Genomic DNA, 26,246 nt, shown 5'->3' on the forward strand with positions numbered 1-26,246 from the left:
CGGGTGCGGTGTCGGACGGTTCACGCGCGTCCTGGCCGACCGGACGGCCCACGTCCACGCCGTGGACGTCAGCAGCGAGATGCTCGAGCGCGCCCAGCAGATGCTCGCCTCCCACGGGAACGTCGAGTTCCACCACGGCGATGGGGTCTCGCTCCCGCTGCCCGACGCGAGCGTCGACGTGGCGGTGTCCTTCGTGGTCTTCCAGCACATCCCGGACCCCTTGGTGACGCTGGGGTACATCCGCGAGCTCGGGCGGGTCCTGCGGCCCGGCGGGTGGGCGGTCTTCCAGCTCAGCAACGATCCGGCCGTGCACCGCGTCGGCCGGGCCGACCTCGCCCGGCCGCGGCTGCTGGACCGCGTGCTGCGCAGGACGCCGCAGGGCACCGACGATCCGGCCTGGCTGGGCTCCGCGGTCACGATCGAGCAGCTCGACGGCGCGCTCGCCGACGGCGGCCTGCACAGCGAGCACCGCAGCGGCGTGGGCAGCCAGTACCTGCTCGAGCGCGCGAGCAGGAGATGACCGGGGGCGGCCGGTCGCGCGCCGTGGTGCTCCGCGGCGACCGGGTCGTGCTGCGACCGCTGACCGGCGAGGACATCGAGGCCGTGGCAGCGATCGTCCACGAGCCGAGCGTGCGGCAGTGGTGGCCCGTCCCGGACGAGGGGACCCTGCGCGAGGAACTGGGCGACGACGACTGCCTGGCCTGGACGATCCGCGTCGACGACGAGATCGCCGGATGGATCCAGGCCTGCGAGGAGGAGTGGCCCGGGCACAGATCGGCCGGTATCGACATCGTGCTCGGCGCCGCCCACCAGGACCGAGGTCTGGGAACCGAGGCGCTGCGCGCGGTGATCGGCTTCCTGCTGCGCGACCGCGGGCACCGCCGCCTCACCATCGACCCGGCCGCCGACAACGCTCGGGCGATACGCGTGTACGAGAAGGTCGGGTTCCGGCCGATCGGGATCGCGCGGGCCTACGAGCGACGCGAGGACGGCACCGAGCGGGACGCGCTCCTGATGGATCTGCTCGCCGGCGAGGAGGCCTGAGCCGCGCGGGTCACAGCCAGCCGCGGCGGCGGAACAGCCACAGCATGCCGCCCAGCATCGCGACCATGAACGCGACGATGACCCAGAACGCGGCGATCGACCCCTCGCCCGGCACGGCGACGTTCATCCCGAAGACGCTGGCGAGAAAGGTGAGCGGCAGCATCACGGCGCTGAACGCGGTGAGGACGCGCAGGACGTCGTTCAGCCGGTGGGAGAGCACCGACTCGTTCGTGCTCTCGAGGCCCTCGACGACCTCCTTGAAGTTCTCGAGCATGTCCCAGATCCGTTCCGACGCGTCGTTGATGTCGTCGAAGTAGATGTCGAGGTCGTCGGGGATGTACCGCTTGGTGCGCTCGAGGTCGGCGAGTGCTGATCGCTGCGGCCGGACGATCTTGCGGAAGTTGATGATCTCCTGCTTGGCGTTGGAGAGATCCCGCACGATCTCTCCGGAGCGTCCCTGGAAGATGTCCTCCTCGAGGCGCTCGAGCTTGTTGCCGATCTTGCGCAGCATGGGGAACGACGCGTCGACGCAGTCGTCGACGATCTTGTACAGCAGGTAGCCCGCCCCCTTGCCGAACAGACCGGCCCGGATGTCCTCGCGCTGCTCGGCCCGGGTGAAGAGGTACTCCAGCGGCTGGATCGGCTGGTTGGGCAGCGTGACCACGAAGTCGGGCCCGAGGAAGACGTCGACCTCCGCGGCGTTCAGGCGCCCGACCTGCTTGTCGTAGGCCGGGAAGTGCAGGACGACGAACAGGTAGTCGTCGTACTCGTCGACCTTCGGTCGCTGGTTGCGCGAGAAGACGTCCTCGTAGTCCAGCGGGTGGAAGTCGAAATGTTCCTCCAGCCAGGTCCGGTCCGCCTGGCGGGGATGGACGATGTTGATCCAGCGCAGACCGTCGTGCTCGACGATCTCGACGTTCGGGGTCTCAGGCTCCGGGGCGTGCGCGACGGCCGAGCCGCGGCCGCGGGCCGGCCTCCGCAAGCGGGGCTTGGGCAGGCTGGGCATCGGGACTTCGCGGCTCGTCGGTCATCGGGGGCACCTGCGGGCAGTCTAGCGGCGGCCCAACCGCCGCCAACCGCTGAACGTGAACGACCAGTGAAGCCGGCGGGTCCGGACCGTCGGGGACATGTGTACACTGGCGACCACATAGCTGGACACATCCAGAGGGGTGGAGGGACTGGCCCGATGAAACCCCGGCAACCACGAGGCGGCTCGTACAGCGCTCCGAAAGGTGCCAATTCCTGAAAGATGTGGCCGGAGTTCCGCGCCTCGCAGCACTGAACCTCCGCCACCGACGGAGGTTTTTTTGATGGCTGCTGAATCGCTGAAGTGCCGAGAGTGCAAGACCGAGTACCCGCTGGAGGCGCAGTACGTCTGCGAGCGCTGCTTCGGACCGCTCGAGGTCTCCTACGCCCACGCTCCGGTCACCGACGTCGCCGCTGCGCGTCGCCGCATCCAGGCCGGGCCCCAGAACATCTGGCGCTACGCCGAGTTCCTGCCCCTCGTGGGCGGCCCTCCGGGCCCGAGCAACCGGCGCGCCTCGCGTGCCGGGCTGCCGGCGGGCTGCACCCCGCTGATCCGGGCCGACATCCTGGCCGAGCGGCTCGGGATCGGTGAGGTCTGGGTCAAGAACGACACGGCCAACCCCACGCACTCGTTCAAGGATCGCGTCGTGTCCGTGGCCACCGCACGGGCCCGCGAGCTGGGCTTCGAGGTGCTCGCGTGCGCGTCCACCGGCAACCTCGCCAACGCGGTCGCGGCGCAGGCGGCCGCGCTGGGGATGGAGTCCTACGTCTTCATCCCGTCGAACCTGGAGGAGCAGAAGGTCCTCGCCACCGGCGTCTACGGCACCAACGTGGTCGCCGTCGAGGGCAACTACGACGACGTCAACCGCCTGTGCACGGAGGTCAGCGGCGAGCGCGACGGCTGGGCGTTCGTGAACGTCAACATGCGCCCGTACTACGCCGAGGGCTCCAAGAGCATCGCCTACGAGATCATCGAGCAGCTCGGCTGGGAGGCCCCCGACCGCATCGTCTCCCCGATCGCGAGCGGCTCGCTGTTCACGAAGATCGCCAAGGGCTTCGAGGAGTGGCTCGAGCTCGGGCTCGTGGAGGGCTCGGTGCCGGTCATGAACGGGGCTCAGGCCACCGGGTGCTCCCCGGTCGCCCAGGCCTACGCGGCAGGCCACGACGTCTGCCGCCCCGTGAAGCCCGACACGATCGCGAAGTCGCTGGCGATCGGCAACCCGGCCGACGGCCCGTACGCCGTGGAGCTCGCTCGCCGGACCAACGGCGGCGTCGACGCGGTCACCGACGACGAGATCCGTGCCGGGATCCGGCTGCTGGCCGAGACCACCGGGATCTTCACCGAGACGGCGGGTGGCGTCACCACCGCCACGCTGGCGAAGCTCGCCGAGCGGGGCGACATCGGCCCGGACGAGCGCGTCGTCCTCGTGATCACCGGTGACGGGCTCAAGACGCTGGACGCGGTCCGGGACACCTTCGAGACGAACGTGATCGCGCCCACCTTCGACGCGTTCGAGGACGCCTTCGCGACGGGAGCGACCCGCTGATGTCCGTCAAGGTCAAGCTGCCCACCCAGCTCCGCGCAGCGGCAGGGGGCAACAGCAGCGTCCAGGTGCAGGGCACCACGGTCCGCGAGGTCCTGGAGAACGTCTACGCGGAGCACCCGGAGCTCAAGGACCGCCTCTCCGACGAGGACGGCACCCTGCGGCGCTTCGTGAACGTGTACGTCGGCGGCGACGACATCCGCTTCGGCGAGGGGCTCGACACCACGGTCGCCGACGGCGCCGAGGTGCAGGTGCTGCCGGCGGTCGCCGGCGGCTGAGCGGAGCGAGGACCGGGTAGCGTGCCGGACGCATGATCGGCACGCTCCTCACGTCCGTCCGCGCCCTGCGCTTCCGCGCCTGGGTGGCGTGGTCCGCCGTGCGCGTGCGGCGGCTCGGAGGCCGTTTCACGGTCGAGGCGGCCGGCGTGCCCCGGTTCCTGGGCCTGCCGCGCGTCGAGATCGACGGCTACCCCGGGGACGTGCGCCTGCGGATCGGCGCGGACGTGCGCATGGGCAGCGGGCTCGTGATCGACCTCGCGCCCGGCGCGGACGGCGTCATCGAGCTGGGGGACCGTGCCGTCCTGCAGAACGGCATCCGGTTGCAGCCCTGGGGCGGGACGATCCGCCTGGCCGCCGACGTGCAGATCCGCGACCGGTGCGAGCTGAAGTCGGCCGGCGACCTGCGCCTCGGCGAGCGTGCCGTCTGCGGGCGCAACGTCACGCTGCACTGCGAAGAGCGGATCGAACTGGCCCCCAAGGTCGGGCTCGCCGAGCGCGTCACGGTGATCGACTCCGATCACGGGTTCGACGGCTCCGACACGTTCTTCCTCGACCAACCGGTGCGCAGCGCGCCGGTGACCATCGGCGCCAACACCTTCGTCGCGACCAACGCGGTCGTCCTGCGCGGGAGCGTCATCGGCGCGAACTCGGTCGTCGCGGCGGGAGCGGTCGTCAACGGCGGGAGCTACCCGGACGCGTCCGTCATCGGCGGCGTGCCGGCACGCACGGTGAAGTCGCTGGCGGACGGGGCTCACGCGGCGCCCTGATGGGGGAGTCGGGCGGCGATCCCCTCCGTGCCTATCGCGCCAAGCGCGAGCAGCCCACCCCGGAGCCCGGCACCGACGCCGCACCCGCCGGGATCGGCGGCGCGGACGGCGAGCGTCCCCGCTTCGTCGTCCACGAGCACCACGCCTCACGCCTGCACTGGGACCTGCGGCTCGAGCGCGACGGCGTGCTGGTGTCCTTCGCGGTCCCGCACGGATTGCCGCCGGAGCCGGGCACGAACCATCTCGCGATCCGCACCGAGGACCACCCGCTGGACTACCTGGGGTTCCACGGCGAGATCCCGCCCGGCCGCTACGGCGCCGGGACGATGACGATCTGCGACAGCGGGACGTACGAGCTCCTGAAGTGGGAACCACGCAAGATCGAGGTGCGCCTGGACGGGCACCGGTACCGGGCGCGGTACGCGCTGTTCCCCATCGGACGGTCCGACGCCGGCGATCCGCAGCGGGACGGCGCGGAGTGGATGGTGCACCGCATGGACCCGCCGGAGGACCCGTCGGCCGGACCCCTGCCCGAGCGGGTGGCCCCGATGCTGGCGCGGCCCGGGACGCTGCCGCACGGGGAGGGCTGGGCGTTCGAGGTGAAGTGGGACGGCGCGCGCGTCCTCGCCCACAGCGCGCCCGGACGGCTGACGCTGCGCAGCCGGGCGCTCAACGACGTGACCCGGCAGTACCCGGAGGTGGCCGGTCCGCTCGGGCGCGGCCTGGGGCTGCACCGTGCGGTGCTCGACGGCGAGGTGGTGGCGTTCGACGAGGACGGCCGGCCCAGCTTCGCCGCCCTGCAGCGGCGGATGCACGTGACCGCGGAGGCCAAGGTGCGGCGGCTCATGCGGACCCAGCCGGTGCGATACGTCGTCTTCGACCTGCTCTGGCTCGACGGTCACGACCTGACCGCCCTGGGCTACGACGAGCGCCGTGAGCGCCTCACGGCGCTCGACCTCCCGCGCGGCGGCGACGCCGTCATGGTCCCCGAGCCCGAGGACGACGGCCCGGCCCTGCTGGAGGCTGCCGGGCGGCTGGGTCTCGAGGGCGTCGTCGCGAAGCGTCGGGACGCGCCGTACCTCCCGGGCGTGCGCTCCAGCGCCTTCACGAAGGTCAAGCTCACCGGGCGCCTGGAGTTCGCCATCGCGGGGTGGACGCCCGGGACGGGCAGACGCCAGGATCACCTTGGGGCGCTCCTGCTGGGGATCCCGGATCCCGACAGCGGCGGTCTGCGCTACGCGGGGCGCGTCGGCACCGGCTTCACGGACGCCGACCTCGCCGCGCTGCGGACGGCACTACGGGCGCGCGTGCGGTCCGACCCGCCGTTCACGGCCCCCGGCGGGGCGGCGCCTCCCGCCACATCGACCTTCGTGGAGCCCGACCTGCGGTGCGAGATCGAGTTCACCGGATGGACGAAGGACGGCGTGCTGCGCCACCCGTCGTTCAAGGGGCTCGTCGCGCCCGAGGACCCGCAGCCCGGGACGAGCGGGGTGGAGGAGCGCCGCGGCGTCGGCGCGACGCCCGCCCCGTCGGGCTCGGGCGGCACCCTGGTCCGGGCGGCCGGACGCGAGCTGCGCGTCACGAACCTCGACAAGCCGCTGTGGCCCGACGGCACGACGAAGGGCGAGCTGATCGCCTACTACGCGCAGATCGCCGAGGTGCTGGTGCCCCACCTGTCCGGGCGGCCGCTCACCCTGCGTCGCTGGCCGGACGGGGTCGACGGCCCCACGTTCTACGAGAAGCGCGCCCCGGCCCACCGGCCGTCCTGGGTCGCCACGGCAGAGGTGATGCGATCCGACGGCGTGGAGGCGCAGCTGCTGGTGGAGGAGCCCGCGACGCTGGCCTGGCTGGGCAACCTCGCGGCGATCGAGCTCCACACGCCCCTGCACCGCGTGCACGGACCCGTGGACGGAGCGGCGCCGGACGCGGACCTCCTGGCCTTCGACCTGGATCCCGGTCCGCCCGCCGGGTTCGCCGAGTGCTGTCGGGTGGCGCTGTACCTGCGCGCCATGCTGGACGGCCTCGGGCTGCGCACGTGGGTGAAGTCGTCCGGGTCCAAGGGCCTGCAGGTCTACGCGCCGCTCAACGGTGACGGCGTGCCGTACGCCCGGACCCGCGCGTTCGCGCGAGCCGTCGCGGAACTGCTCGCCGCGGAGGAGCCCGGTCTGGTCGTGGCCCGTCAGGCCAAGGCGCAGCGCAAGGGCAAGGTGCTCGTCGACTGGTACCAGAACGACGAGGCCAAGACGACGGTCTCCGTCTACTCGGTGCGGGCCGCGCACGACCGGCCGACGGTGAGCGTGCCGTTGCGGTGGGACGAGGTCCAGGAGGAGGGTGGGGAGGCCGTCTTCCTGCCGTCCCCGCAGGACGTGCTGCGCCGCGTGGAACGCGACGGGGACCTCTTCGAGCCCGTGCGGACGCTCGTGCAGGCCCTGCCGGACCTCGGAGCCGCGGGCTGACCGGACTCAGCCGCCCGCCGCGTCCCGGATCGCGGCGGCGGTGGCCTCGGAGGCGCTCACCTGCAGCGCGAAGGGCTCCGCGTCGACCCGTCCGGACGCCAGGGCGAACGCCACGTCGCCGTCGTACGGCGTCGCCACCGGCGTCACGGCGCGGGCGACGCCCGCGGTCGCGGCCCGTGCCAGCAGCCACGCCCCGGTGCGGTCCAGCCGGGCGTCCGTCAGCAGCGCGACGAGCACGGTCGCCTCGCGGCCGATCGGCGGGTCCGGGAGGGCACGGCCCTCGCGGAGCAGATCGATCGTGCGCCGGGGGGTCCCGTCCTGCTCGCGGGCGCCCGCCAGGATCGAGCCGTCCGCGGCCACGACCTCCCCGACGGGGTTGACGACGGCGATCGCGGTCACCAGCGCGCCGGAGGTGTCGTCACTCGCCAGTCCTATCCCGGTCGGTGTCCAGCCGTCGGGACCCAGGAGCTTGCCGGCGGCGACGCCGGCGCCCGCCCCGATCCGGCCGCGGGCGGGCACCGCCGCCGAGGCCGACTCGCACGCGGCGCGTCCCGCGGCCGCATCGGGCCTGCCGTCGTCGTCCAGCGCGCCGGCGTCGAACACCACCGCGGCGGGGACGAGGGGGACGCGGATGCCGGCGCGCGTGAGGTGTCCGTGGTTGCGCTCGGCGAGCCACGAGACCACGCCGTCCGCTGCGGCCAGCCCGTAGGCGCTGCCGCCCGTGAGCAGCACCGCGTGCACGTCGCGGGGTGCGCTCGAGGGCGCCAGGACGTCGGTCTCGCGGGTACCCGGTCCCCCGCCGCGCACCTCCGCGCCGCCCGTCGCGCCGTCCGGAGCGATCACGACCGTGCACCCGGTGTGCCCACGGGCATGGGTCCAGTGACCGACCAGGAAGCCGTCGGGGAGGCGCTCGTCCACGTGCGACACCGTAGCGACCCGGGCGGGGTCGCTCGGGACGTCGCCGGGCCTCAGGCCCCGGCGCACAGCGCCTGGAGGGCCAGCAGCGCCCGCTCGGGGTCCGAGCGCATGAGCACGAAGGCCTTGGACGCCTGATCGACGTCCTCGATCGACACCTCGACGCGCTCGACGCAGAAGCGCGCGATCCAGCGGACCGCCGCGCGTTCGTAGCGATCCGGCTCGCGGTCGCGCAGCAGGACGCACACGTGCAGCGCGTCGTCGAGGGAGACCGCCGGGAGCTCGGCGGCCGCGGTGCGCACGAGGGTCAGGTTGCCGGTCTGCAGGGCGCGGCGGAAGCGGGCGTAGGCGGATCCTGAGGACGTCATGGGCGAACACATGTTCGCATCGGCGTCAAGGGTCTCGCGGCCGGGTCCGTGCCATGCTGGGGGCATGCGCGAGATCCCCCTGCGTGACGGCATGATCCGCCTCGGTCAGCTCCTCAAGCTCGCCGACCTGGTGGACAGCGGGGGAGAGGTGCGCTGGTTCCTCGAGGACGCGCAGATCACCGTGAACGGGGAGCCGGAGGATCGCCGGGGGCGCCAGCTGCACCCGGGAGATGTCGTCGTCGTCAACGGCGACGAGCTGCACCTGACCGCCGGGTGAGCGCCCGTGCGGGGGATCCACCCCCTGATCCGCTAGGCTCCGCGTCGCTGCGCCCGTAGCTCAGTGGATAGAGTGCTTGCCTCCGGAGCAAGAAGTCGTAGGTTCGAATCCTACCGGGCGCGCTGCGACAAACCCCTGCTCACGCGGGGGTTTTTTGCGGGCCGCGTCGACCGCGTCTGGCTGTTCGGCGGCGCGTGTCGCTGATGACCTGGACGAATATGCCTTTCCCCGAGGGGGGTGGATCGGGTTAGGGTGGGTCCATGCCGCCCGCGGCGCGTTGGCCAGCAGGTCCCGAAGGGCGCTCATGAGCGCGCAGGACGGACCTGCGCCCACGACGGGAGCCTCGCTGGCGCTGACGGACGTCGCCGTCGTCTACTCGGACGTGATCCACGCGCTGCGCGGGGTGAGCATCGAGGTGCCCGCGGGATCCATCCTCGCGCTGCTCGGCGCCAACGGCGCGGGCAAGACGACCGTCCTGCGGACGGTGACCGGGTTGCTCGGGATGCACCGCGCGCGCATGATCCGCGGCGACATCACCCTCGACGGCGAGTCGGTCGCCCGGCGCGGCGCCGTGGATCGCGTGCGGGCCGGAGTCGCGCAGGTGATGGAGGGCCGGCGGATCTTCGCTCCGCTGACGGTCGACGAGAACCTGCGCGCCGGAAGCTTCTCGCGTGCGCGCGGGGAGCGGGCGGCGGTGGCCGAGCGCCGCGACCACGTCCTGGCGCTGTTCCCGGACCTCGCGCCGCGACTCGACGACATCGCCGGATACCTGTCCGGGGGCCAGCAGCAGATGCTCGCCATCGGGCGCGCCCTGATGGCCGGTCCGCGGCTCCTGGTCCTCGACGAGCCCTCCCTCGGACTCGCTCCGCTCCTGGTCGAGCAGATCCGCGACGCGATCGTGGCCATCAACCGGGAAGGCACGACCGTCCTGCTCGTCGAGCAGAACGCCCGCATGGCCCTCCGGATCGCGAACCGTGGCGTCGTGCTCGCATCGGGGACGGTGGCGCTCGAGGGCGACGCCGACGCCCTGCTCGACGACCCGAAGATCCAGGCCAGCTACCTGGGCGGGACGATCGGTGAGACGGTCCCCGGGGCTCCCGCACCGGACGACCACGGATCGGAGGCCTCCTCGTGACCGCCCTGCTCGACGTCTCGGACGTCACCCTGCGCTTCGGCGGCGTCACCGCGCTGGACGGCGTGTCGTTCACCACGGACACGGGCGAGCTCCTGGCGGTGATCGGTCCCAACGGCGCCGGCAAGACCTCCGTCTTCAACTGCATCAGCGGCGTCTACGTGCCGCAGGCCGGCACGATCACGCTCGAGGGGGCCTCGCTCCTCGGGTCGCGGCGGCGGTCGGCGGACCTCGGCGTCGCGCGCACCTTCCAGAACCTCGGCCTGTTCCCGACGCTCACGGTGACCGAGAACCTGCTGCTCGGGCGCCACCGTCACATGCGCGCCGGCTTCCTGGCCGGCGCCGCGTGGTTCGGTCGCTCACGGGACGAGGAGCGCCGCCACCGCGAGAGCATCTCCGAGCTCCTGCAGCTGCTGCGCCTGGACGAGTACCGCGACGCGCACGTGGCGATGCTGCCCTACGGGATCCAGAAGCGCGTCGAGCTGGGTCGGGCCCTGGCCATGGAGCCGCGGCTGCTCCTGCTCGACGAACCCGTCGCCGGCATGAACGCGGGCGAGACGGAGGCCATGGCGTCGTACATCGGCGCGGTGCGCACGGCGCGACCCGACCTCGCCGTCGTGCTCGTGGAGCACGACATGCCGTTCGTCATGGGCCTCGCGGACCGCGTGGTGGCCCTGGACTTCGGTACCCCGATCGCGACGGGCACGCCCGCCGAGATCCAGCGCGACGAACGCGTGATCGCCGCCTACCTGGGGACGGCGGCGTGACCGACTTCCTTCAGTTCGTCTTCGCCGGCTCGGCCCTCGGAGCGCGGTACGCGCTGGTGGCGCTGGGCTTCGTCGTGATCTACCGGGCCACCGGGGTCATCAACTTCGCGCAGGGCGGTCTCGTCGCCCTCGGTGCGTACATCGCCTACCACTTCACCGACCGCATCGGCGCGCCGTTCGTGATCGCCGTGCTCGCCGCCGTCGCGGCCTGCGCGATCGTCGGGGTGCTGATCCAGCGCGTCGTCCTCGCCCGCATGGTCGGACAGCCCGCCTTCGCGGTGATCATGATCACGATCGGGCTGCTGTTCGTGATCGAGCAGCTGATCCCGACGTTGTGGGGCTACAACTCCCACAACCTCGGTGACCCGTGGGGCATCAAGACGGTCGACCTCGCCGGCCTCACGTTGGCCGAGCGCGACCTCTGGACGCTGGCCATCGCCGCCATGGCCCTCGGTGGGTTCTTCGCGTTCTTCCGGCTGTCGCGGTACGGCCTGGCCATGCGCGCCGTCGCGATCGATCAGGAGGCCGCGCTGGCTCAGGGCATCAGCGTCGGGGCGGTCGTCGCGGTCTCGTGGGCGATCTCCGGCATGGTCGCGGCGCTCGCGGGCGTGACGCTGTCGACGGGGGCGACGGCCGTCTCGCCGACCATCTCCTTCATCGCGCTCGCGGCGTTCCCGGCGATGATCCTGGGTGGCCTGGACTCGCCGGGCGGCGCGGTCATCGGCGGCCTGCTGATCGGCATCACGCAGACGCTGACCGCCGGGTACCAGCCGGAGCACGCCGCGTGGCTCGGCGACAACTTCCACGTGGTCATGCCGTACGTCGTGATGATCGTGATCCTCATGGTGCGGCCCTACGGCCTGTTCGGGGTCCCGGAAGTGGACCGCGCATGAGCACGCCGGCCGTCACCGACCCACCCGCCCCGGCGCGCAGCGCCCCGCTGCCGCCGCGCCTGCTGCGCACGCGGACCTCCCGTGTCTGGGCCCTCGTCCTCGTCGGTGCCTACGTCCTGGCCCCGCTGACCGTGTCGGACTTCTGGCTCTCGGTCCTCGCCTACGCGGGGATCGCGGCGATCGGCGCGTTCGGACTCAACCTGCTGACCGGGTACGCCGGTCAGGTGTCGCTCGGTCACGCCGCCTTCATCGGGGTGGGCGCCTACGCGGCGGGCTGGCTCGGCGCCGACGAAGGCCTGCCGCTGCCGCTCTGGCTGCTCGGTGCGGCGCTCATCGGCGGTGTGCTGGGCGCGGTCGTCGGCCCGTTCGCGCTGCGCCTGCGCGGGCAGTACCTGGTCGTGGTCACCCTCGGGCTCGTCTTCCTGGCCGAGCACGTCTTCCGCAACTGGCGCGGCCTCACGGGGGGGAACTCCGGGCGGGCCATCGATCCGCCGGCCTCCTTCGGGGTCGACTTCAACGACTTCTCGCTCGGCGGCTTCGCGGCGTCGCGCGCGCAGAGCTGGTTCTGGCTCATCTGGGCGTTGGTCGCCGTCGTGGCGCTGATCGCCGCCAACCTCGCGCGCAGCCGCGCGGGCCGGGCGCTGCAGGCGATCCGCGACCGCGACCTGGCCGCCGAGCTCACCGGGGTGGACATCGCCCGCACCAAGGTGGCGGTGTTCGCGCTCTCCAGCGCGCTGGCGGCGCTCGCGGGGGCGTTGCTCGGGGCCTATCAGGAGTTCGTCTCGCCGAGCGAGTGGAACCTCGTGCTGTCGATCCAGTACATCGCGATCATCATCGTGGGCGGCCTGGGCTCGGTGTACGGGCCGGTGCTCGGCGCGGTGTTCGTCGGGTCGATGCCCCGGGTCATCGAGGAGTACTCGTCCTCCATCCCCGGGGTCTCCTCGGGCGCCGGGGACGACGGGGTCATCACGGTCTTCGCGCTCAACCAGGTCCTGTTCGGGGTCCTGATCATCGGGTTCCTGATCGCCGAGCCCAGAGGGCTCACCGCACTTGCACGTCGGGTCGCAGCACGCGTCAACAGGTCGTCCGCCACCCCTGCGAGGACGACCGACAACGAGGAGGAGACATGAGGAGATCAAGGTTCGCGCGGCTCGCCGCCGCGGCCGTGCTCGTCGCATCACTCGGGGCCGCCGGGTGCGGCCGCGACGACGACGACAACGGCGACAAGGCCGGCACGGGCGGAGAGCCCACCGCCACCGCCGGATTCGACGGCACCACCATCAGCCTCGGCGTACTGACGCCGTTGAGCGGCCCGGTGGCCGTGATCGGGCAGCCGCTCACCGCCGGCAACCAGGTGTGGTTCGACAAGCTCAACGCCGCGGGCGGTGTCGCGGGCAAGTACAAGGTGAAGCTCGTGCAGCGGGACACCCGCTACGACGCACCGACGGCGGTGCAGGGCTACAACCGCCTCAAGGACGAGACGGCGGCCTTCGTCCAGATCCTCGGGACCCCGATCATCCAGGCGCTCCTGCCGCAGATCACCCGCGACGGGACGGTGGCGGGGCCGGCGACGCTGGACTCCGAGTGGGTGCGGCAGCCCAACCTGACCCCCGTCGGCGGGCCGTACCAGATCCAGGCGGTCAACGCGATGGACTACTACCTGCGGACCGAGGGCCAGGGCGGCTCGAAGAAGATCTGCGGGATGTTCCAGGACGACCCGTACGGCGAGGCCGGGGCGGAGGGCATCGCCTTCGCCGAGAAGGAGCTCGGGTTCAAGCTGGCCGCGAGCGTCAAGTTCCGGCAGGGCGACAAGGACTTCACCGGTCAGGTCACCCAGCTGAAGAACGCCGGCTGTGACGCCGTCTGGCTGACGGGGCTGCCCACGGAGGCCGGGACGATCCTCGGCACCGCGGCGCAGGGCAAGTTCTCCCCGCGCTGGATCGCGCAGTCGCCCGTGTGGGTCCAGGCGCTCTCGCAGTCGCCGCTGAAGGACTACCTCGAGGCCCGATTCTGGGTCGTGAGCGAGGGTCCGGCCTGGGGCGACGAGACGGTGCCCGGGATGAAGGAGCTGATCGCGGCGAAGGCCGAGTACCCGCCCAAGCGCACGGTCGCGGACGGCGACCTGTACTTCACGTTCGGCTACAACCAGGCGCGGGCGATGACCGCGGTGCTCGAGAAGGCCGTCGAGAACGGCGACCTGTCCCACGAGGGCATCCTCAAGGCCGTCCAGGAGGTCGGGACGATCTCGTTCGACGGTCTCGGCGGGGACTACGAGTACGGCCCGATCGAGGAGCGCAACCCGTCGCGGACGTCGTCGATGTTCGCCGTCAAGGCGTCGGGTCCGTTCGGCCTCGAGCCGCTGGAGACGAACTTCGCCTCCGACGCGGCCGAGAAGTACACGTTCGAGTAGGTGGACCGGTGGCCTGTGGAGCTCCCGGGACCCGTGTCCCGGTGGGTTCCGCAGGCCGATCGGCCCCGCCGCGCGGTCAGGCCGGACGGCGGAAGCGCAGCGCGACGACCCGGTCGCCCTTGCCGGCGCCACGCAGAGGCCGGTGCGTCACCGGCTTGGCGCCGGGGACCGGCTCCAGGCCGACCGTCGCCGCGTAACCGCGGAGGGTCGCGAGGTTCCCGAGCCACCACGTGTAGCGGGATCCCGGGACCACGGGCCGGTACTCCGCCACGGCTCGGCGTGGATACCGGCGGGTGAGGGGAGCGGAGTAGGCCTCGATCATCAGGAGCTCACCGCCGGGCACGAGCACGCCACGCATCCGCTCCAGCGCCCCGACGGGGTCCCGGAGGTGCTGCAGGATGGTGCCGCACAGGACGAGGTCGACGGGCCCGTCGACCCAGGACGGCTCGAGCTCGTAGACCGTCCCGAGCACGCGTTGCACGCGTGAGCCGAGCGCTTCGCGGGCCAGCAGGAAGCCGGTGCCCCACTGCAGACCCGAGGCGGCGGTGTCCGCGAGGTTGGCCGCCCGCGTGTTGGGAGGCCAGTCGGCCTGCGTGCCGTCCGCGAGGTCGAGCGTGTGGACGGAGGCGGCGCCGCGCCGCTCCAGCTCGAAGGCCCAGAACCCGTCGAAGGTTCCGACGTCCAGGCAGCGCAGGCCTTCCACGGCGTCCGGCAGGGCCTCCGGGGCGAACGGGCGCAGATCGCAGAAGCCCGGCGTCGTGATCCCGTCGGCGAGATCGATCGAGTGGTACCACGCGGGGTGGTCGGCCACACGGTCCCGGAGATCCCCCGTCTGCGTCGTCACGCGCTCGAGTATCCGACGCTCTCGAATCCGGTAAGTGCACGCGTCTCCGGTGACCCCGCCTCGACGGCCCCGGTCATCCGTCCGCGCCGCGATCATCCTCCAAACGGACGGATAGCTGATCCCTCAGACGCATGAACTTCGGTGGCAACGGACCGAATTGCGGTTATGTTCGCAGCACCACCCCGTTCCCCATCCCACCTGGAGGTGAGCATCCCCAATGCTCAAGGGTTTCAAGGAGTTCCTGCTGCGCGGCAACGTCGTCGACCTCGCGGTCGCGGTCGTGATCGGCGTCGCGTTCGGCACCGTCGTCGCCGCCTTCGCCGATGACTTCATCGGTGGCCTGATCGCCGCGATCGGCGGTGTCCCGGACTTCTCGAAGGAGGGCATCGAGATCAACGGCACCAACGTCATCTACGGCACGACCATCACCGCGCTCATCAACTTCGTGATCGTCGCGGCGGTCATCTACTTCGTCGTCGTCGTCCCGCTCAAGAAGATGAGCGAGCGGGGCGGCGCGGCCGACGCCGACACGGATGCCCCGTCCGACGAGGCCGTCCTGCTGACCGAGATCCGCGATCTGCTCAAGACCCAGCAGCGCTGACCCGGATTCACGGAGGATCCGCCGTCGCTACCCTCGGCGACGGTGGATCTCTCGCTCGTCTTCGCCGGCACGGCCGGATCCGTTCCGACCGCCCGGCGCGGTCTGCCCGCGGTGCTGCTGCGCGCCGGGGGCGACCGCATCCTGATGGACTGCGGCGAGGGGACCCAACGGCAGCTCATCCGCTCGGTCGGCCTGGTGGATCTCGATGCGATCTTCCTCACCCACCTCCACGCCGATCACTGGCTCGGACTCCCGGGCATGCTCAAGTCCTTCGACCTGCGCGAGCGCAGCCGGGAGCTGCTGCTGTACGGCCCGCCCGGGACCGCGGCGCTCCTGCAGTCCGTCCGGGCGACCTACGGCCGGCTCGGCTACCCGCTGGCGGTCATCGAGCTCGACGCCGGCGACGCGATCGAATGGGACGGCTACGAGATCGAGGCGTTCAACGTGGCGCATCGTGGTCAGGCGTTCGGCTACGCGGTGATCGAGCACGACCGCCCCGGCCGCCTCGATCCCGACCGCGCCCGTGAGCTGGGCGTGACCGACGGACCCGACCTCGGTCGGCTCCAGGCGGGGGAGACCGTCGACGGCGTGACGGCCGATCAGGTGGTCGGCCCGCCCCGTCCCGGGCGGCGCATCGTCTTCAGCGGGGACACCTCGCCGTGCGAGACGCTCAGGGCGCAGGCGAGCGGCGCCGACGTGCTCGTGCACGAGGCGACCTTCCTCCACGCCGACCTGGACCGTGCCCGCCAGACCGGGCACTCCACTGCCCGGCAGGCCGCCGAACTGGCCCGCGAGGTGGAGGTGCGGCTGCTCGTGCTGACGCACGTCTCCCAGCGCTACCACCCGCGGGAGGTGCGCGACGAGGCGCGGACGACGTTCCCGGCCACCGAGGTGCCGCGGGACTTCGATCAGGTGGTCGTGCCCTTCCCCGAGAAGGGCGCACCCGAACTGGTCCGATCCGAGCTCCCGGTCCCATGAGCGAGCGTCGCTTCTCGACCCAGGGCGTGCTGCTGGCCGTCGCCTCCGGCTTCCTCGCGGGTGTCCTGCTCGTCGCGATCCTCGGCGGGGCGAAGGGGCGCGAGACCGAGACCGTGACCGTGGCCCGCACGGTGACCGTGCCGGCGGCGACCACCAACCCGGGGACCGTGATCGTCACCACCGCGGTGCCCGATCTGGTCGGTGAGCGCCTCAACGTCGCCAAGGAGCGCGTCGACCGCGCCGGCTTCGACCTCGACGTCGTGGGCGGCGGACTGCTCGGGGTGATCGTCGAGTCCAACTGGGAGGTCACCTCGCAGGACCCGGCCCCGGGGGGACAGCTCGAGCAGGGCTCGACGGTCGAGGTGCGGATCGCCCGGCGCTGAACCCAGGTACTCACCGCACGGTGCGGCTTCGTCCCGTGTGCGGGGACCGGTTTCCGTCGGGCACACTGGTAGGGTCCGTGGCGTCCTTTAACCCGGTCCCGTGAGGCCAGGAAGGAGCACCCAGATGTCCCCGGAGAAGGTCGTCCTCGATGAGGACGACATGCGGCGAACGCTCGTGCGGATCGCCCACGAGATCGTCGAGAAGCACGGTGAGCCCGGGACGCTGGCCGTCGTCGGCATCCACCGCCGGGGCGCCGTCCTCGCGAACCGGCTGCACCGCCTCCTGACCGACCTCCTCGACAGCGAGGTCCCGCGCGGGGAGCTCGACATCGCGTTCTACCGCGACGACGTCGCGACGAGGGACGGCAGCGCCCCGGTGGTGCACGCGTCGAAGATCGACTTCGCGCTCGAGGGGCGGACCGTCGTGATCGTCGATGACGTCCTCTTCACCGGTCGCACCGTACGCGCGGCGATCGAGGCCCTCTTCGACTACGGGCGCCCCGCCCGCGTCCAGCTCGCGGTCCTCGCCGACCGCGGCCACCGGGAGCTGCCGATCCGCCCCGACTACGTCGGCAAGAACCTCCCGACGGCCCGCAACGAGCGGGTCAACGTCTCCGTCGAGGAGCTCGACGGGAGCGACCGCGTCACGATCTCCTCGGACCTGGAGGACCAGCGATGAAGCACCTGCTGTCGATCCACGATCTCGACCGCGAGGCCATCGAACGCATCTGCGATCGCGCGGCATCCTTCGCGGAGGTCAGCGACCGGGAGATCAAGAAGGTGCCGGCGCTGCGCGGTCGGACCGTGCTGAACCTCTTCTACGAGGCGTCCACGCGCACCCGCTCGAGCTTCGAGCTCGCCGCCAAGCGCCTGAGCGCGGACGTCGTGAACTTCGCAGCCAGCGGCTCCAGCGTCGAGAAGGGCGAGTCGCTCAAGGACACGGTCCTGACGCTGAGCGCCCACAAGCCCGACGCGATCGTGGTGCGGACCCCGTGGGCCGGCGCCGCGGAGCTCGTGACCCACTGGACCTCCGCGTCGATCGTCAACGCCGGCGACGGCAAGCACGAGCACCCGACGCAGGCGCTGCTCGACGTGTACACGCTGCTGCGTCGCGTCGGCAGCCTCGACGGCCTGGACATCTGGATCGTCGGGGACGTCCTGCACAGCCGGGTCGCGCGCTCGAACATCCTCGCCTTCGCGAAGATGGGCGCCAGGGTGACGGTGTGCGGCCCACCGACGCTGATCCCGCACGGGATCGAGGAGTCCCTGCCGTGCCGGGTCACGTACACGCTCGACGGCATCCGCGAGGCGGACGTGATCTACGCCCTGCGCATGCAGAACGAGCGCATGCACGACAGCTACGTCCCGTCGCTGCGCGAGTACGCCGCGCGCTACCAGATCAACGGTCGCAATCTCGGACCGCGCCAGATCGTCATGCACCCGGGCCCGGTGAACCGCGGCGTCGAGCTGTCGGGCGAGGTCGTCGACTCCCCGCAGGCCGTCATCACCATGCAGGTCGAGGCCGGTGTCGTGGTGCGCATGGCGGTCCTGTACGAGGTCCTGGCCGGCAGCAGAGCCCCCGAGGTCGCGCCCGTCCCGACCGCCCCGACCACGACCCCCGGAGCAGCCTGATGTCCGCCCCCAAGCTCGTCCGCGCCCCCGCACCGGACGCCACCCTGCTCGTGCGCGCCGCGCACCTGCTCGACCCGCGCACCGGTATCGACGGTCCCCATGACGTCCTGGTCCGCGGCGGCGTCATCGCCGAGATCGGCGCGCCCGGGACGATCGTCCCGCCGGAGGGCGCGGAGGTCGTCGACGGCAAGGGCCGGCACGTGCTCCCGGCGTTCGTCGACCCGCACGTCCACCTGCGGACCCCGGGCCAGGAGCACAAGGAGGATCTCGAGACCGGCACCCGGGCTGCCGCGGCCGGCGGCTACTGCGCCGTGGTCGCGATGCCCAACACCAGCCCGGTCCTCGACAGCGCGCCGCTGCTGCGGTCCCTGCGCGACGCGGCCGCACGCGACGCCCGGATCCCGATCGGGGTGATGCCGGCGATCACCCGTGATCTCGCCGGGGCGGAGCTCACGGAGATGGCCGAGCTCATGGACGAGGGGGCGCTCGGGTTCACCGACGACGGCCGCCCGGTCACGAGCGCGGGCATGCTGCGCAAGGCGCTGCGGTACCAGAAGCTCTGCGGGGGCGTGATCGCCCTGCACGAGGAGGATCCGACGCTCTCCGCCGGAGGCGCGATGCGGGAGGGCGCGACGAGCGCGCTGCTCGGCGTCGGCGGGGTGCCCTCGATCTCCGAGTCCACCATGGTCGCTCGCGACTGCGCGATCGCCGGGTACGAGGACGCCCGCGTCCACATGCAGCACCTCAGCTCGATCGACTCCGTCCGTGCGGTCCGCGACGCGAAGGCGCGGGGCGTGAAGGTGAGCTGCGAGGCCAGCCCGCACCATCTCCTCCTGATCGACCGCGACATCGTCGGCGGCTCCGGCCCCGAGGGGGCGCCCGGAACCTCCGGCGCCCTGGACACGTCCCTGAAGATGAACCCGCCGCTGGGCGACGAGACCGATCGCCAGGCGCTCATCGAAGGGCTCAAGGACGGCACGGTGGACTGCATCGCCACCGACCACGCTCCCCACGCCCGCGACGAGAAGGACGTTCCCTTCGAGCAGGCGCCGATGGGCACGACGGGCCTGGAGAGCGCGTTCGCCGCCGTCTACACCGAGCTCGTCGTGCCGGGCACCCTGAGCCTCGGGCTCGTCGTGGAGAAGCTCACCAGCGGTGCCGAGCTCCTCGGGCTCCCGGGCCCGCGCCTGGAGGTCGGCGCACCCGCGAACCTCACGCTCGTGGACCTCGAGCGGCAGTGGACCATCGGGGAGCACGGCTACGAGTCGCGCTCGGCGAACTGCTGCTTCGACGGCCGCCGCGTGCGGGGAAAGGTGCTCATGACGATCGCCGCCGGCGCCGTCGCCTACCGGGAGCGCCGCACGGCGCTGAGCGCGGCATGACCGTGCTCGCACGAGATCGCACCGCGCTGGTCGTCGTCGACGTCCAGGAGGCGTTCCGCCCGGTCATCGACGGCTTCGACCGCGTCGCGGCCGCCACCGCGGTGCTCGTTCGCGGGGCCGCGGCGCTGGGCCTTCCGGTCATCGTCACCGAGCAGTACCCGCGCGGGCTGGGGGCCACGGTCCCGGAGGTCGCCGGACACCTGGGCGCGGGCACGCCTGTGCTGGAGAAGTCCGTGTTCAGCGCGGCCGGCGCCGACGGGTTCGACCTCCAGGGCCGCGATCAGGTGCTGCTCTGCGGCATCGAGGCGCACGTGTGCGTCCACCAGACCGCCCAGCACCTGCTCCGTGACGGCGTGGAGGTCCACGTCTGCACGGACGCCGTCTCGAGCCGCACCGCGGACAACCGCGCGATCGGCCTCGAGCGCGCCCGCGAGGCCGGGGCGAGCCTGACCAGCGTCGAGATGGCGCTGCTGGAGCTGTGCGGCAGGGCGGGCACCGAAGAGTTCAAGACCATCCAGGGGCTGATCAAGTAGTGGCATCGAGCACGGAACCGACCGCCTACGTCCTCCTCGAGGACGGGACGCGGTTCGACGGGTTGGCCTGCGGCGCGGATGCGCACGCCGTCGGCGAGGTCGTCTTCACCACCGGGATGAGCGGCTACCAGGAGTCGGTGACCGACCCCTCGTTCGCAGGCCAGCTCATCACGTTCACCTATCCCCACATCGGCAACTACGGCGTCAGCGGCGCCGCCATGGAGAGCGACGGCATCCACGCGCGCGCCGTGATCATGCGCGCTGCCACGAACACCGAGGACGCGCCGACCGCCGAACGCGGGTGGCTGGACTGGCTCGTGGACTGCGGCGTCCCCGCCATCACCGACGTCGACACGCGCGCGCTGGTCCGCCACATCCGCGAGGCGGGGTCCATGCGCGGAGGCGTCTTCCCGGGCCGGGTCACCGAGGCGCAGGCACGCGAGCTCATCGCCGCGGAGCCTCCGATGCAGGGCCGCGACCTGGCGCGCGAGGTCACGCCGGCCGAACCCTCGGTGCACGGGACCGCGGGCTCGGCGTTCCCCAGCGTCGTGCGCGTCCACGCCATCGACACCGGTATCAAGGGCTCGATCGTCCGCCATCTCGTCGATCGCGGCGCCCAGGTCACGCTGCACCCCTGCACCGTGACCGCCGACGAACTGCTCGCGACCGATGCCGACGCGTTCTTCCTCGCCAACGGCCCCGGAGACCCGGCCGCCCTGGACTACGTCGTCGACACCGTTCGCGCCCTGATCGGCAAGAAGCCCGTGTGGGGCATCTGTCTCGGGCACCAGCTGCTGTGTCGTGCCGTCGGCCTGCAGACCACCAAGCTGCCGTTCGGCCACCGAGGCGGGAACCACCCCGTCAAGGACCTGCGCACGGGCAAGATCGAGATCACCTCGCAGAACCACGGCTTCGCGGTCACCGCCCCCGACGGCGGACTCCGGATCGAGGCCGACGAGCCCGTCCGCTGGTCCACCGACTTCGGGGAGGCGGCCCTGACGCACGTCAACCTCTACGACCGCACCGTGGAGGGCCTGCAGCTGCTCGACGTGCCGGGCGCCACGGTCCAATACCACCCCGAGGCAGGCCCCGGACCCAACGATGCGCTCTACCAGTTCGACCGCTTCCTCAACGCCGTCCGCACCCCGGAGGTCCGCTGATGCCCCGCCGCGATGACCTCAAGCGCATCATGATCCTGGGCTCCGGCCCGATCGTGATTGGTCAGGCCGCCGAGTTCGACTACTCCGGCGTGCAGGCCTGCAAGGTCCTGCGCGAGGAGGGCTACGAGGTCGTCCTCGTGAACTCCAACCCGGCGACGATCATGACCGACCCGGAGTTCGCCGACGCGACCTACGTCGAGCCGCTGCTGCCCGGCCCCGTCGCCCGCATCATCGAGAAGGAGCGCCCCGACGCGCTGCTGCCGACGCTCGGCGGACAGACCGCCCTGAACCTCGCCAAGGCGCTCCACGAGGACGGCACGCTCGAGCGGCTCGAGGTCGAGCTCATCGGCGCGAACTACGACGCGATCTGCTGCGCGGAGGACCGCGATCTGTTCCGCGAGGCCATGGAGCGGGCCGGGCTGCGGATGCCCGAGTCCGAGATCGCCACGACCCTCGAGCAGGCCGAGTCCTTCCGCGAGTCGATCGGCCTGCCCGCGATCATCCGCCCGGCGTTCACGCTCGGCGGGAGGGGCGGTGGCATCGCGCGGACCCAGGACGAGTTCCGGCGCATCGTCGAGCGCGGACTCGACGCGTCTCCGATCGGGCAGGTCCTGATCGACCGCTCGGTGCTGGGCTGGGGCGAGTTCGAGCTCGAGGTCATGCGTGACCACTGCGACAACGTCGTCATCGTCTGCTCGATCGAGAACGTGGACCCGATGGGCGTCCACACCGGGGACTCCGTGACCGTCGCCCCGCAGCAGACGCTCACCGACCGCCTCTACCAGCAGCTCCGTGATCAGGCGATCACGGTGATCCGCGCGGTGGGCGTGGAGACGGGCGGGTCGAACGTGCAGTTCGCGGTGAACCCGGAGACCGAGGAGATCCTGATCGTCGAGATGAACCCGCGCGTGTCGCGGTCCTCGGCGCTGGCCTCCAAGGCCACGGGCTTCCCGATCGCGAAGATCGCGGCGCGCCTGGCGGTCGGCTACGCCCTCGACGAGATCGACAACGACATCACCAAGCTCACCCCGGCGAGCTTCGAGCCCACGATCGACTACGTGGTCGTCAAGTGGCCGCGCTTCGCCTTCGAGAAGTTCACCGGCGCCAACGCCGTGCTGTCGACGCACATGAAGAGCGTGGGGGAGGCGATGGCCTTCGGCCGGACCTTCGGTCAGGCCTTCGCCAAGGCGATGCGCTCCCGCGAGCTCGACACCCGCCCGGACGTGGCCGCGATGGCGACGCCGGACCTGGTGGCGTCGCTGGAGTTCCCGTCCTCCGACCGCTACGACGTCCTGCTCGAGGCGCTGCGCCGCGGGGTCTCGACGGACGAGATCCACGACGTCACGAAGATCGATCCGTGGTTCCTCACCGAGCTCGAGGCGCTGGCCGGGTCCTCCGAGGCGACCTTCGCCGGGGCGAGGACGTTCAAGTCGGTGGACACCTGCGCCGCCGAGTTCGCGGCGCGCACGCCGTACTTCTACTCCGGCTGGGAGCGGCCGGGCCCGGAGGGGCCGCGCCACGAGGTCGAGCGCGGCGACCCACGGACGAACCCGAGCGTCGTGATCCTCGGCGCCGGCCCCAACCGCATCGGGCAGGGCATCGAGTTCGACTACTGCTGCGTGCACGCGGCGATGACGGTCCGCGCCACCGGCCGTGAGGCCGTGATGATCAACTGCAATCCCGAGACGGTGTCCACGGACTACGACACCTCCGACCGTCTCTACTTCGAGCCGCTGACGCTCGACGACGTGCTCGGGGTGCTCGAGGTCGAGCAGCCGGAGGGCGTGATCGTGCAGTTCGGCGGTCAGACCCCGCTCAAGCTCGCAGCCGGCCTCATGGAGGCCGGCGTCCAGATCCTCGGCACGAGCGTCGACGCGATCGACCTCGCCGAGGACCGCGGCCGCTTCGGCGCGCTGCTCTCCGACCTGGGGTTCGAGGCGCCGCCCTACGCGACGGCGCACTCGGTCGACGAGGCCCTCGCCGCCGCCGAGCACGTGGGCTTCCCGCTCCTGGTCCGGCCGAGCTACGTGCTCGGCGGTCGCGCCATGGAGATCGTGTACTCGCTCGACGGCCTGAGCGACTACCTGGAGCGTCACGCGCCGCCGCAGGGGGAGGCGCGCGGGGAGATCTTCCTCGACCGCTTCCTGGAGAACGCGATCGAGGTCGACGTCGACGCCCTGTGCGACGGCGAGGACGTGTGGGTCGGCGGCATCATGCAGCACGTCGAGGAGGCCGGGATCCACTCCGGCGACTCCGCCTGCGTCCTGCCGCCGCACTCGCTCGGCGGCGACATGCTCGAGAAGATCCGCGAGCACACCCGCGGCATCGCGCTGGGCCTCGGTGTCGTCGGACTGCTCAACGTCCAGTACGCCGTCCACGCCGGGTCCCTCTACGTGATCGAGGCCAACCCACGCGCCTCGCGCACGGTGCCGTTCGTGTCCAAGGCGATCGGTGTCCCGCTCGCGAAGATGGCGTGCCGGCTCATGCTCGGCGAGCGCATCGCCGACCTCGGCCTACCCGCCGACCCGATGCGGGGCGATCACGTGAGCGTCAAGGAGGCGGTGATGCCGTTCGACCGCTTCGACGGGTCCGACGCCCTGCTGGGACCGGAGATGCGCTCCACCGGTGAGGTGATGGGCATCGCCCGCGACTTCCCGACCGCCTTCGCCAAGGCACAGGCCGCCGCCGGCTCGGCCCTCCCGTCGGAGGGCACGGTGTTCATCACCGTGGCGGACACCGACAAGCCCGCGGCCGTCGCGATCGCGCAGACGCTGCACGACCAGGGGTTCCAGATCATCGCCACGAGCGGGACCGCGGCCGCCATCGAGCGGATGGGGATTCCCTGCACGACGATCAACAAGATCGGCGAGGGCTCCCCGCACGTGGTCGACTGGATCGAGCGCGGGGACGTGCACATGGTGGTCAACACCCCGACGGGGTCCGGTGCGCGCACCGACGGATGGGAGATCCGCAGCGCGGCGATCGCCCGCGGCATTCCGTGCCTCACGACCCTCTCCGGCGGGCTGGCGGCCGCCCGCGCGATCGCGGCGGCCCGGACGCGCGACCCGGAGCCGCTGTCCCTGCAGGAGATCCACCACCGCAACGGCGCGCCCGCCTGACGTGCTCTGGCGGCTGGTCTTCCGGCTGGTCCTCACGCGCCTCGACGCGGAGCGCGCGCACCACGTCGGGGCCCGGATGCTGCGCGTGGCGGGGCACGTCCCGGGGCTGCGCCGCTGGCTCGGCCCGCGTGACCCGCGCCTGCGGGTCACGGCGCTGGGACTGACCTTCCCGTCGCCGGTCGGGCTGGCGGCCGGGTTCGACAAGGACGCGAAGCTCGTCAGGGGGCTCGGGGCGCTGGGCTTCGGGTTCGTCGAGGTGGGCACGGTGACGGCCGACGCCCAGCCCGGCAACCCGCGGCCACGGCTCATCCGCCTGCCGGACGACCGGGCGCTCGTCAACCGGATGGGGTTCAACAACGGCGGGGCCCGTGCCGCCGCGGAACGGCTCCGGCGGCGGCGCACCGGTGACGGGCTCGTGGTGGGCGTCAACCTGGGGAAGACCAAGGTCGCGACGGACGCGGTCGCCGACTACGTCACGTCCGCGTCCCTGCTCGCGCCCCTCGCCGACTACGTCGTGCTCAACGTGTCGTCGCCCAACACGCCGGGGTTGCGCGACCTCCAGGCGGTGGACCAGCTGCGTGAGCTCGTGCGGGCGGTCCGACCGGTCTGTGCCGGGCGGCCGTTGCTCGTGAAGATCGCTCCCGACCTCTCCGACGAGGACGTCGACGCCGTGGCGGACCTGGCGCTGGCGGAGGCGCTCGACGGTCTCATCGCGACCAACACGACGACCGCCCGGCGTGGTCTGCGGTCGGCTCCCGAGCGGATCGAGGCCGCGGGGGCGGGCGGGTTGTCCGGCCCGCCGGTCGCCGAGCGCAGCGTCGAGGTCCTGCGGCGTCTGCGGGCCAGGGTCGGCGACCGTCTGGTCCTGGTCTCCGCCGGCGGCGTCGAGTCCGCCGAGGATGCCTGGGCCCGGATCGAGGCGGGCGCGACGCTCGTGCAGGCCTACACCGGTTTCGTCTACGGCGGGCCGCTGTGGGCGCGCAGCATGCACCGCGGTCTGAGCCGCCGACTCGATCGAGCGGGTCTTGCACGGATCGATGAAGCGGTCGGGCGCGCCGAGGCGGGTGAAAACCCCGCAAACAGCGGCAAGAACGTCGACTGAACGTTGGCGTATCCGTCGTAGGTGCGCCCAAACGCCCTGCAAATCCGAAAAAAACGTTCGACCGGGGTCAAGAAGCATCAACCTCAGGTCGAGGTTCAGCCGAATCTCGCTTTTCCCGCTTCACCGGCGGCCCGCAGGATGTATGCTCGCCCACGCCGATGAGCACCGCTTCCGACACCGCCACCAAGACCACGGCCCCGGAGCGCTCGCTGAACCAGCGGATGGACGCGCTACAGCGCGCGAACGACATCCGGAGCAGGCGGGCGCAGCTGAAGAAGGACCTGAAGGCCGGTCGCGTCTCGATCCACTCACTTCTGGCAGATCCGCCCGAGTATCTCGAGACCGCCAAGGTGTTCGACATGCTGCTGGCGGTGCCGAAGTACGGACGCGTCAAGGTGAACAAGGTCCTCACGACGTGCCGCATCTCGCCCTCGAAGACGATCGGCGGGCTGTCGGAGCGGCAGCGCAACGAGCTGGTCGCTTCGCTGCGTCGGTAGCTCCGGTTCGGCCCGACCGCGCCGGCCGGCTCCGCTCTCGCGTGAGCGCGCTCCGCGCGTCGCGACCGTCCGTCCGGGCCGACCCCGCCGGCCGGCTCCGCTCTCGCGTGAGCGCGCTCCGCGCGCGCACAAGGTCGC

General features: G+C 71.9%; 27 protein-coding genes, 1 tRNA gene and 1 riboswitch. Of the genes, 24 read left to right on the forward strand and 4 right to left on the reverse strand.

Annotation, left to right across the window (positions count from 1 at the left end):
• Positions 1-520: class I SAM-dependent methyltransferase (locus ABYE80_RS03460; protein WP_372788691.1), on the forward strand; the 520-nt coding region annotated here is incomplete at its 5' end.
• Positions 521-543: 23 nt separating this feature from the next.
• Positions 544-1,044: a GNAT family N-acetyltransferase gene (locus tag ABYE80_RS03465; RefSeq protein ID WP_372788693.1), complete on the forward strand. Its 501-nt coding sequence runs from the start codon at positions 544-546 to the stop codon at positions 1,042-1,044.
• Positions 1,045-1,054: 10 nt separating this feature from the next.
• On the opposite strand, the gene ABYE80_RS03470 is transcribed toward ABYE80_RS03465, so the two are convergent.
• Entirely contained in the window at positions 1,055-2,050 is a 996-nt protein-coding gene (locus ABYE80_RS03470; protein ID WP_372788695.1) for a magnesium transporter CorA family protein, read from the reverse strand.
• A 148-nt stretch (positions 2,051-2,198) separates the two neighbouring features.
• Positions 2,199-2,300: riboswitch (SAM riboswitch) on the forward strand.
• 54 nt (positions 2,301-2,354) lie between these two features.
• Here ABYE80_RS03470 and thrC point away from each other — a divergent pair.
• The 4 genes from thrC to ligD are packed head-to-tail and all read left to right on the forward strand — an operon-like array spanning position 2,355 to position 7,115.
• A complete protein-coding gene (thrC, locus tag ABYE80_RS03475) occupies positions 2,355-3,617 on the forward strand; it encodes a threonine synthase (protein WP_372788697.1) in 1,263 nt (420 codons plus the stop codon).
• Positions 3,617-3,892, forward strand: a complete 276-nt coding sequence (locus tag ABYE80_RS03480; protein ID WP_372788698.1) for a ubiquitin-like small modifier protein 1 — start codon at positions 3,617-3,619, stop codon at positions 3,890-3,892. Before thrC ends, ABYE80_RS03480 begins: the two co-directional genes overlap by 1 nt.
• Positions 3,893-3,924: 32 nt before the next feature.
• A complete protein-coding gene (locus ABYE80_RS03485) occupies positions 3,925-4,659 on the forward strand; it encodes a DapH/DapD/GlmU-related protein (protein ID WP_372788699.1) in 735 nt (244 codons plus the stop codon).
• A complete protein-coding gene (gene ligD, locus ABYE80_RS03490) occupies positions 4,659-7,115 on the forward strand; it encodes a DNA ligase D (RefSeq protein WP_372788700.1) in 2,457 nt (818 codons plus the stop codon). The genes ABYE80_RS03485 and ligD overlap by 1 nt, the downstream gene beginning before the upstream one ends.
• Positions 7,116-7,121: 6 nt before the next feature.
• On the opposite strand, the gene ABYE80_RS03495 is transcribed toward ligD, so the two are convergent.
• Together ABYE80_RS03495 and ABYE80_RS03500 are read right to left on the reverse strand one after the other, a co-directional pair.
• Complete coding sequence (locus ABYE80_RS03495; RefSeq protein ID WP_372788702.1) at positions 7,122-8,033, reverse strand: P1 family peptidase; 912 nt, start codon at positions 8,031-8,033, stop codon at positions 7,122-7,124.
• A gap of 50 nt (positions 8,034-8,083) precedes the next feature.
• Positions 8,084-8,398 (reverse strand): hypothetical protein, encoded by a 315-nt coding sequence (locus ABYE80_RS03500; RefSeq protein ID WP_372788704.1) that lies wholly within the window; start codon positions 8,396-8,398, stop codon positions 8,084-8,086.
• A 64-nt stretch (positions 8,399-8,462) separates the two neighbouring features.
• Between ABYE80_RS03500 and ABYE80_RS03505 the strand changes: the two genes are divergently transcribed.
• From ABYE80_RS03505 to ABYE80_RS03535, 7 genes are all read left to right on the forward strand, one after another.
• The gene (locus ABYE80_RS03505) at positions 8,463-8,675 is read left to right on the forward strand and encodes an RNA-binding S4 domain-containing protein (protein WP_372788705.1); all 213 of its coding nucleotides are present in this window, start codon (positions 8,463-8,465) and stop codon (positions 8,673-8,675) included.
• A 49-nt stretch (positions 8,676-8,724) separates the two neighbouring features.
• A tRNA-Arg gene (locus tag ABYE80_RS03510) sits at positions 8,725-8,797 on the forward strand.
• Positions 8,798-8,979: 182 nt separating this feature from the next.
• The gene (locus ABYE80_RS03515; protein ID WP_372788707.1) at positions 8,980-9,810 is read left to right on the forward strand and encodes an ABC transporter ATP-binding protein; all 831 of its coding nucleotides are present in this window, start codon (positions 8,980-8,982) and stop codon (positions 9,808-9,810) included.
• On the forward strand, positions 9,807-10,574 hold the full coding sequence (locus ABYE80_RS03520) for an ABC transporter ATP-binding protein (protein WP_372788709.1): 768 nt from the start codon (positions 9,807-9,809) through the stop codon (positions 10,572-10,574). Before ABYE80_RS03515 ends, ABYE80_RS03520 begins: the two co-directional genes overlap by 4 nt.
• Positions 10,571-11,467, forward strand: a complete 897-nt coding sequence (locus tag ABYE80_RS03525) for a branched-chain amino acid ABC transporter permease (RefSeq protein WP_372788710.1) — start codon at positions 10,571-10,573, stop codon at positions 11,465-11,467. The genes ABYE80_RS03520 and ABYE80_RS03525 overlap by 4 nt, the downstream gene beginning before the upstream one ends.
• Positions 11,464-12,597 (forward strand): branched-chain amino acid ABC transporter permease, encoded by a 1,134-nt coding sequence (locus ABYE80_RS03530; protein ID WP_372788711.1) that lies wholly within the window; start codon positions 11,464-11,466, stop codon positions 12,595-12,597. Before ABYE80_RS03525 ends, ABYE80_RS03530 begins: the two co-directional genes overlap by 4 nt.
• Positions 12,594-13,877: an ABC transporter substrate-binding protein gene (locus ABYE80_RS03535; protein WP_372788712.1), complete on the forward strand. Its 1,284-nt coding sequence runs from the start codon at positions 12,594-12,596 to the stop codon at positions 13,875-13,877. The genes ABYE80_RS03530 and ABYE80_RS03535 overlap by 4 nt, the downstream gene beginning before the upstream one ends.
• A gap of 76 nt (positions 13,878-13,953) precedes the next feature.
• Here ABYE80_RS03535 and ABYE80_RS03540 read toward each other — a convergent pair whose 3' ends face one another.
• Positions 13,954-14,721, reverse strand: coding sequence for a class I SAM-dependent methyltransferase (locus tag ABYE80_RS03540; protein WP_372788714.1), 768 nt, complete (start codon positions 14,719-14,721; stop codon positions 13,954-13,956).
• Positions 14,722-14,938: 217 nt separating this feature from the next.
• On the opposite strand from ABYE80_RS03540, the gene mscL reads away from it, so the two are divergent.
• The 11 genes from mscL (at position 14,939) to mihF (ending at position 26,108) form a co-directional block, all read left to right on the forward strand.
• Entirely contained in the window at positions 14,939-15,322 is a 384-nt protein-coding gene (gene mscL, locus ABYE80_RS03545; protein WP_372788716.1) for a large conductance mechanosensitive channel protein MscL, read from the forward strand.
• Positions 15,323-15,364: 42 nt separating this feature from the next.
• Complete coding sequence (gene rnz, locus ABYE80_RS03550; protein ID WP_372788717.1) at positions 15,365-16,300, forward strand: ribonuclease Z; 936 nt, start codon at positions 15,365-15,367, stop codon at positions 16,298-16,300.
• Positions 16,297-16,683, forward strand: coding sequence for a PASTA domain-containing protein (locus tag ABYE80_RS03555; protein WP_372788718.1), 387 nt, complete (start codon positions 16,297-16,299; stop codon positions 16,681-16,683). The genes rnz and ABYE80_RS03555 overlap by 4 nt, the downstream gene beginning before the upstream one ends.
• A gap of 124 nt (positions 16,684-16,807) precedes the next feature.
• Positions 16,808-17,362 carry a bifunctional pyr operon transcriptional regulator/uracil phosphoribosyltransferase PyrR gene (gene pyrR / locus ABYE80_RS03560; RefSeq protein WP_372788720.1) on the forward strand — a complete coding sequence of 185 codons (555 nt, stop codon included), beginning with the start codon at positions 16,808-16,810 and terminating at the stop codon, positions 17,360-17,362.
• On the forward strand, positions 17,359-18,315 hold the full coding sequence (locus ABYE80_RS03565) for an aspartate carbamoyltransferase catalytic subunit (RefSeq protein WP_372788722.1): 957 nt from the start codon (positions 17,359-17,361) through the stop codon (positions 18,313-18,315). The genes pyrR and ABYE80_RS03565 overlap by 4 nt, the downstream gene beginning before the upstream one ends.
• Positions 18,315-19,697, forward strand: coding sequence for a dihydroorotase (locus ABYE80_RS03570; protein ID WP_372788723.1), 1,383 nt, complete (start codon positions 18,315-18,317; stop codon positions 19,695-19,697). The genes ABYE80_RS03565 and ABYE80_RS03570 overlap by 1 nt, the downstream gene beginning before the upstream one ends.
• Positions 19,694-20,230: an isochorismatase family protein gene (locus tag ABYE80_RS03575; protein ID WP_372788724.1), complete on the forward strand. Its 537-nt coding sequence runs from the start codon at positions 19,694-19,696 to the stop codon at positions 20,228-20,230. Before ABYE80_RS03570 ends, ABYE80_RS03575 begins: the two co-directional genes overlap by 4 nt.
• The gene (gene carA / locus ABYE80_RS03580; RefSeq protein ID WP_372788725.1) at positions 20,230-21,390 is read left to right on the forward strand and encodes a glutamine-hydrolyzing carbamoyl-phosphate synthase small subunit; all 1,161 of its coding nucleotides are present in this window, start codon (positions 20,230-20,232) and stop codon (positions 21,388-21,390) included. The genes ABYE80_RS03575 and carA overlap by 1 nt, the downstream gene beginning before the upstream one ends.
• Positions 21,390-24,509, forward strand: coding sequence for a carbamoyl-phosphate synthase large subunit (gene carB / locus ABYE80_RS03585; protein WP_372788727.1), 3,120 nt, complete (start codon positions 21,390-21,392; stop codon positions 24,507-24,509). The genes carA and carB overlap by 1 nt, the downstream gene beginning before the upstream one ends.
• Before the next feature lies 1 nt (position 24,510).
• Complete coding sequence (locus tag ABYE80_RS03590) at positions 24,511-25,611, forward strand: quinone-dependent dihydroorotate dehydrogenase (protein ID WP_372788729.1); 1,101 nt, start codon at positions 24,511-24,513, stop codon at positions 25,609-25,611.
• Positions 25,612-25,769: 158 nt separating this feature from the next.
• Positions 25,770-26,108: an integration host factor, actinobacterial type gene (mihF, locus tag ABYE80_RS03595; protein ID WP_372788731.1), complete on the forward strand. Its 339-nt coding sequence runs from the start codon at positions 25,770-25,772 to the stop codon at positions 26,106-26,108.
• Positions 26,109-26,246 lie beyond the last annotated feature (138 nt).

Source organism: Paraconexibacter sp., from assembly GCF_041602235.1.
Taxonomy (GTDB): Bacteria; Actinomycetota; Thermoleophilia; order Solirubrobacterales; family Solirubrobacteraceae; genus Paraconexibacter.

What these genes read in the sequence shown, in the direction of transcription:
- mscL (WP_372788716.1), top strand. Translation starts at nt 14,939, where the DNA reads ATGCTCAAGGGTTTCAAGGAGTTCCTGCTGCGCGGCAACGTCGTCGAC.
- ABYE80_RS03530 (WP_372788711.1), top strand. Translation starts at nt 11,464, where the DNA reads ATGAGCACGCCGGCCGTCACCGACCCACCCGCCCCGGCGCGCAGCGCC.
- pyrR (WP_372788720.1), top strand. Translation starts at nt 16,808, where the DNA reads ATGTCCCCGGAGAAGGTCGTCCTCGATGAGGACGACATGCGGCGAACG.
- ABYE80_RS03575 (WP_372788724.1), top strand. Translation starts at nt 19,694, where the DNA reads ATGACCGTGCTCGCACGAGATCGCACCGCGCTGGTCGTCGTCGACGTC.
- ABYE80_RS03570 (WP_372788723.1), top strand. Translation starts at nt 18,315, where the DNA reads ATGTCCGCCCCCAAGCTCGTCCGCGCCCCCGCACCGGACGCCACCCTG.
- ABYE80_RS03505 (WP_372788705.1), top strand. Translation starts at nt 8,463, where the DNA reads ATGCGCGAGATCCCCCTGCGTGACGGCATGATCCGCCTCGGTCAGCTC.
- ABYE80_RS03535 (WP_372788712.1), top strand. Translation starts at nt 12,594, where the DNA reads ATGAGGAGATCAAGGTTCGCGCGGCTCGCCGCCGCGGCCGTGCTCGTC.
- ABYE80_RS03480 (WP_372788698.1), top strand. Translation starts at nt 3,617, where the DNA reads ATGTCCGTCAAGGTCAAGCTGCCCACCCAGCTCCGCGCAGCGGCAGGG.
- ABYE80_RS03470 (WP_372788695.1), bottom strand. Translation starts at nt 2,050, where the DNA reads ATGCCCAGCCTGCCCAAGCCCCGCTTGCGGAGGCCGGCCCGCGGCCGC.
- carB (WP_372788727.1), top strand. Translation starts at nt 21,390, where the DNA reads ATGCCCCGCCGCGATGACCTCAAGCGCATCATGATCCTGGGCTCCGGC.
- ABYE80_RS03485 (WP_372788699.1), top strand. Translation starts at nt 3,925, where the DNA reads ATGATCGGCACGCTCCTCACGTCCGTCCGCGCCCTGCGCTTCCGCGCC.
- ABYE80_RS03555 (WP_372788718.1), top strand. Translation starts at nt 16,297, where the DNA reads ATGAGCGAGCGTCGCTTCTCGACCCAGGGCGTGCTGCTGGCCGTCGCC.
- mihF (WP_372788731.1), top strand. Translation starts at nt 25,770, where the DNA reads ATGAGCACCGCTTCCGACACCGCCACCAAGACCACGGCCCCGGAGCGC.
- ligD (WP_372788700.1), top strand. Translation starts at nt 4,659, where the DNA reads ATGGGGGAGTCGGGCGGCGATCCCCTCCGTGCCTATCGCGCCAAGCGC.
- ABYE80_RS03515 (WP_372788707.1), top strand. Translation starts at nt 8,980, where the DNA reads ATGAGCGCGCAGGACGGACCTGCGCCCACGACGGGAGCCTCGCTGGCG.
- thrC (WP_372788697.1), top strand. Translation starts at nt 2,355, where the DNA reads ATGGCTGCTGAATCGCTGAAGTGCCGAGAGTGCAAGACCGAGTACCCG.
- ABYE80_RS03565 (WP_372788722.1), top strand. Translation starts at nt 17,359, where the DNA reads ATGAAGCACCTGCTGTCGATCCACGATCTCGACCGCGAGGCCATCGAA.
- ABYE80_RS03500 (WP_372788704.1), bottom strand. Translation starts at nt 8,398, where the DNA reads ATGACGTCCTCAGGATCCGCCTACGCCCGCTTCCGCCGCGCCCTGCAG.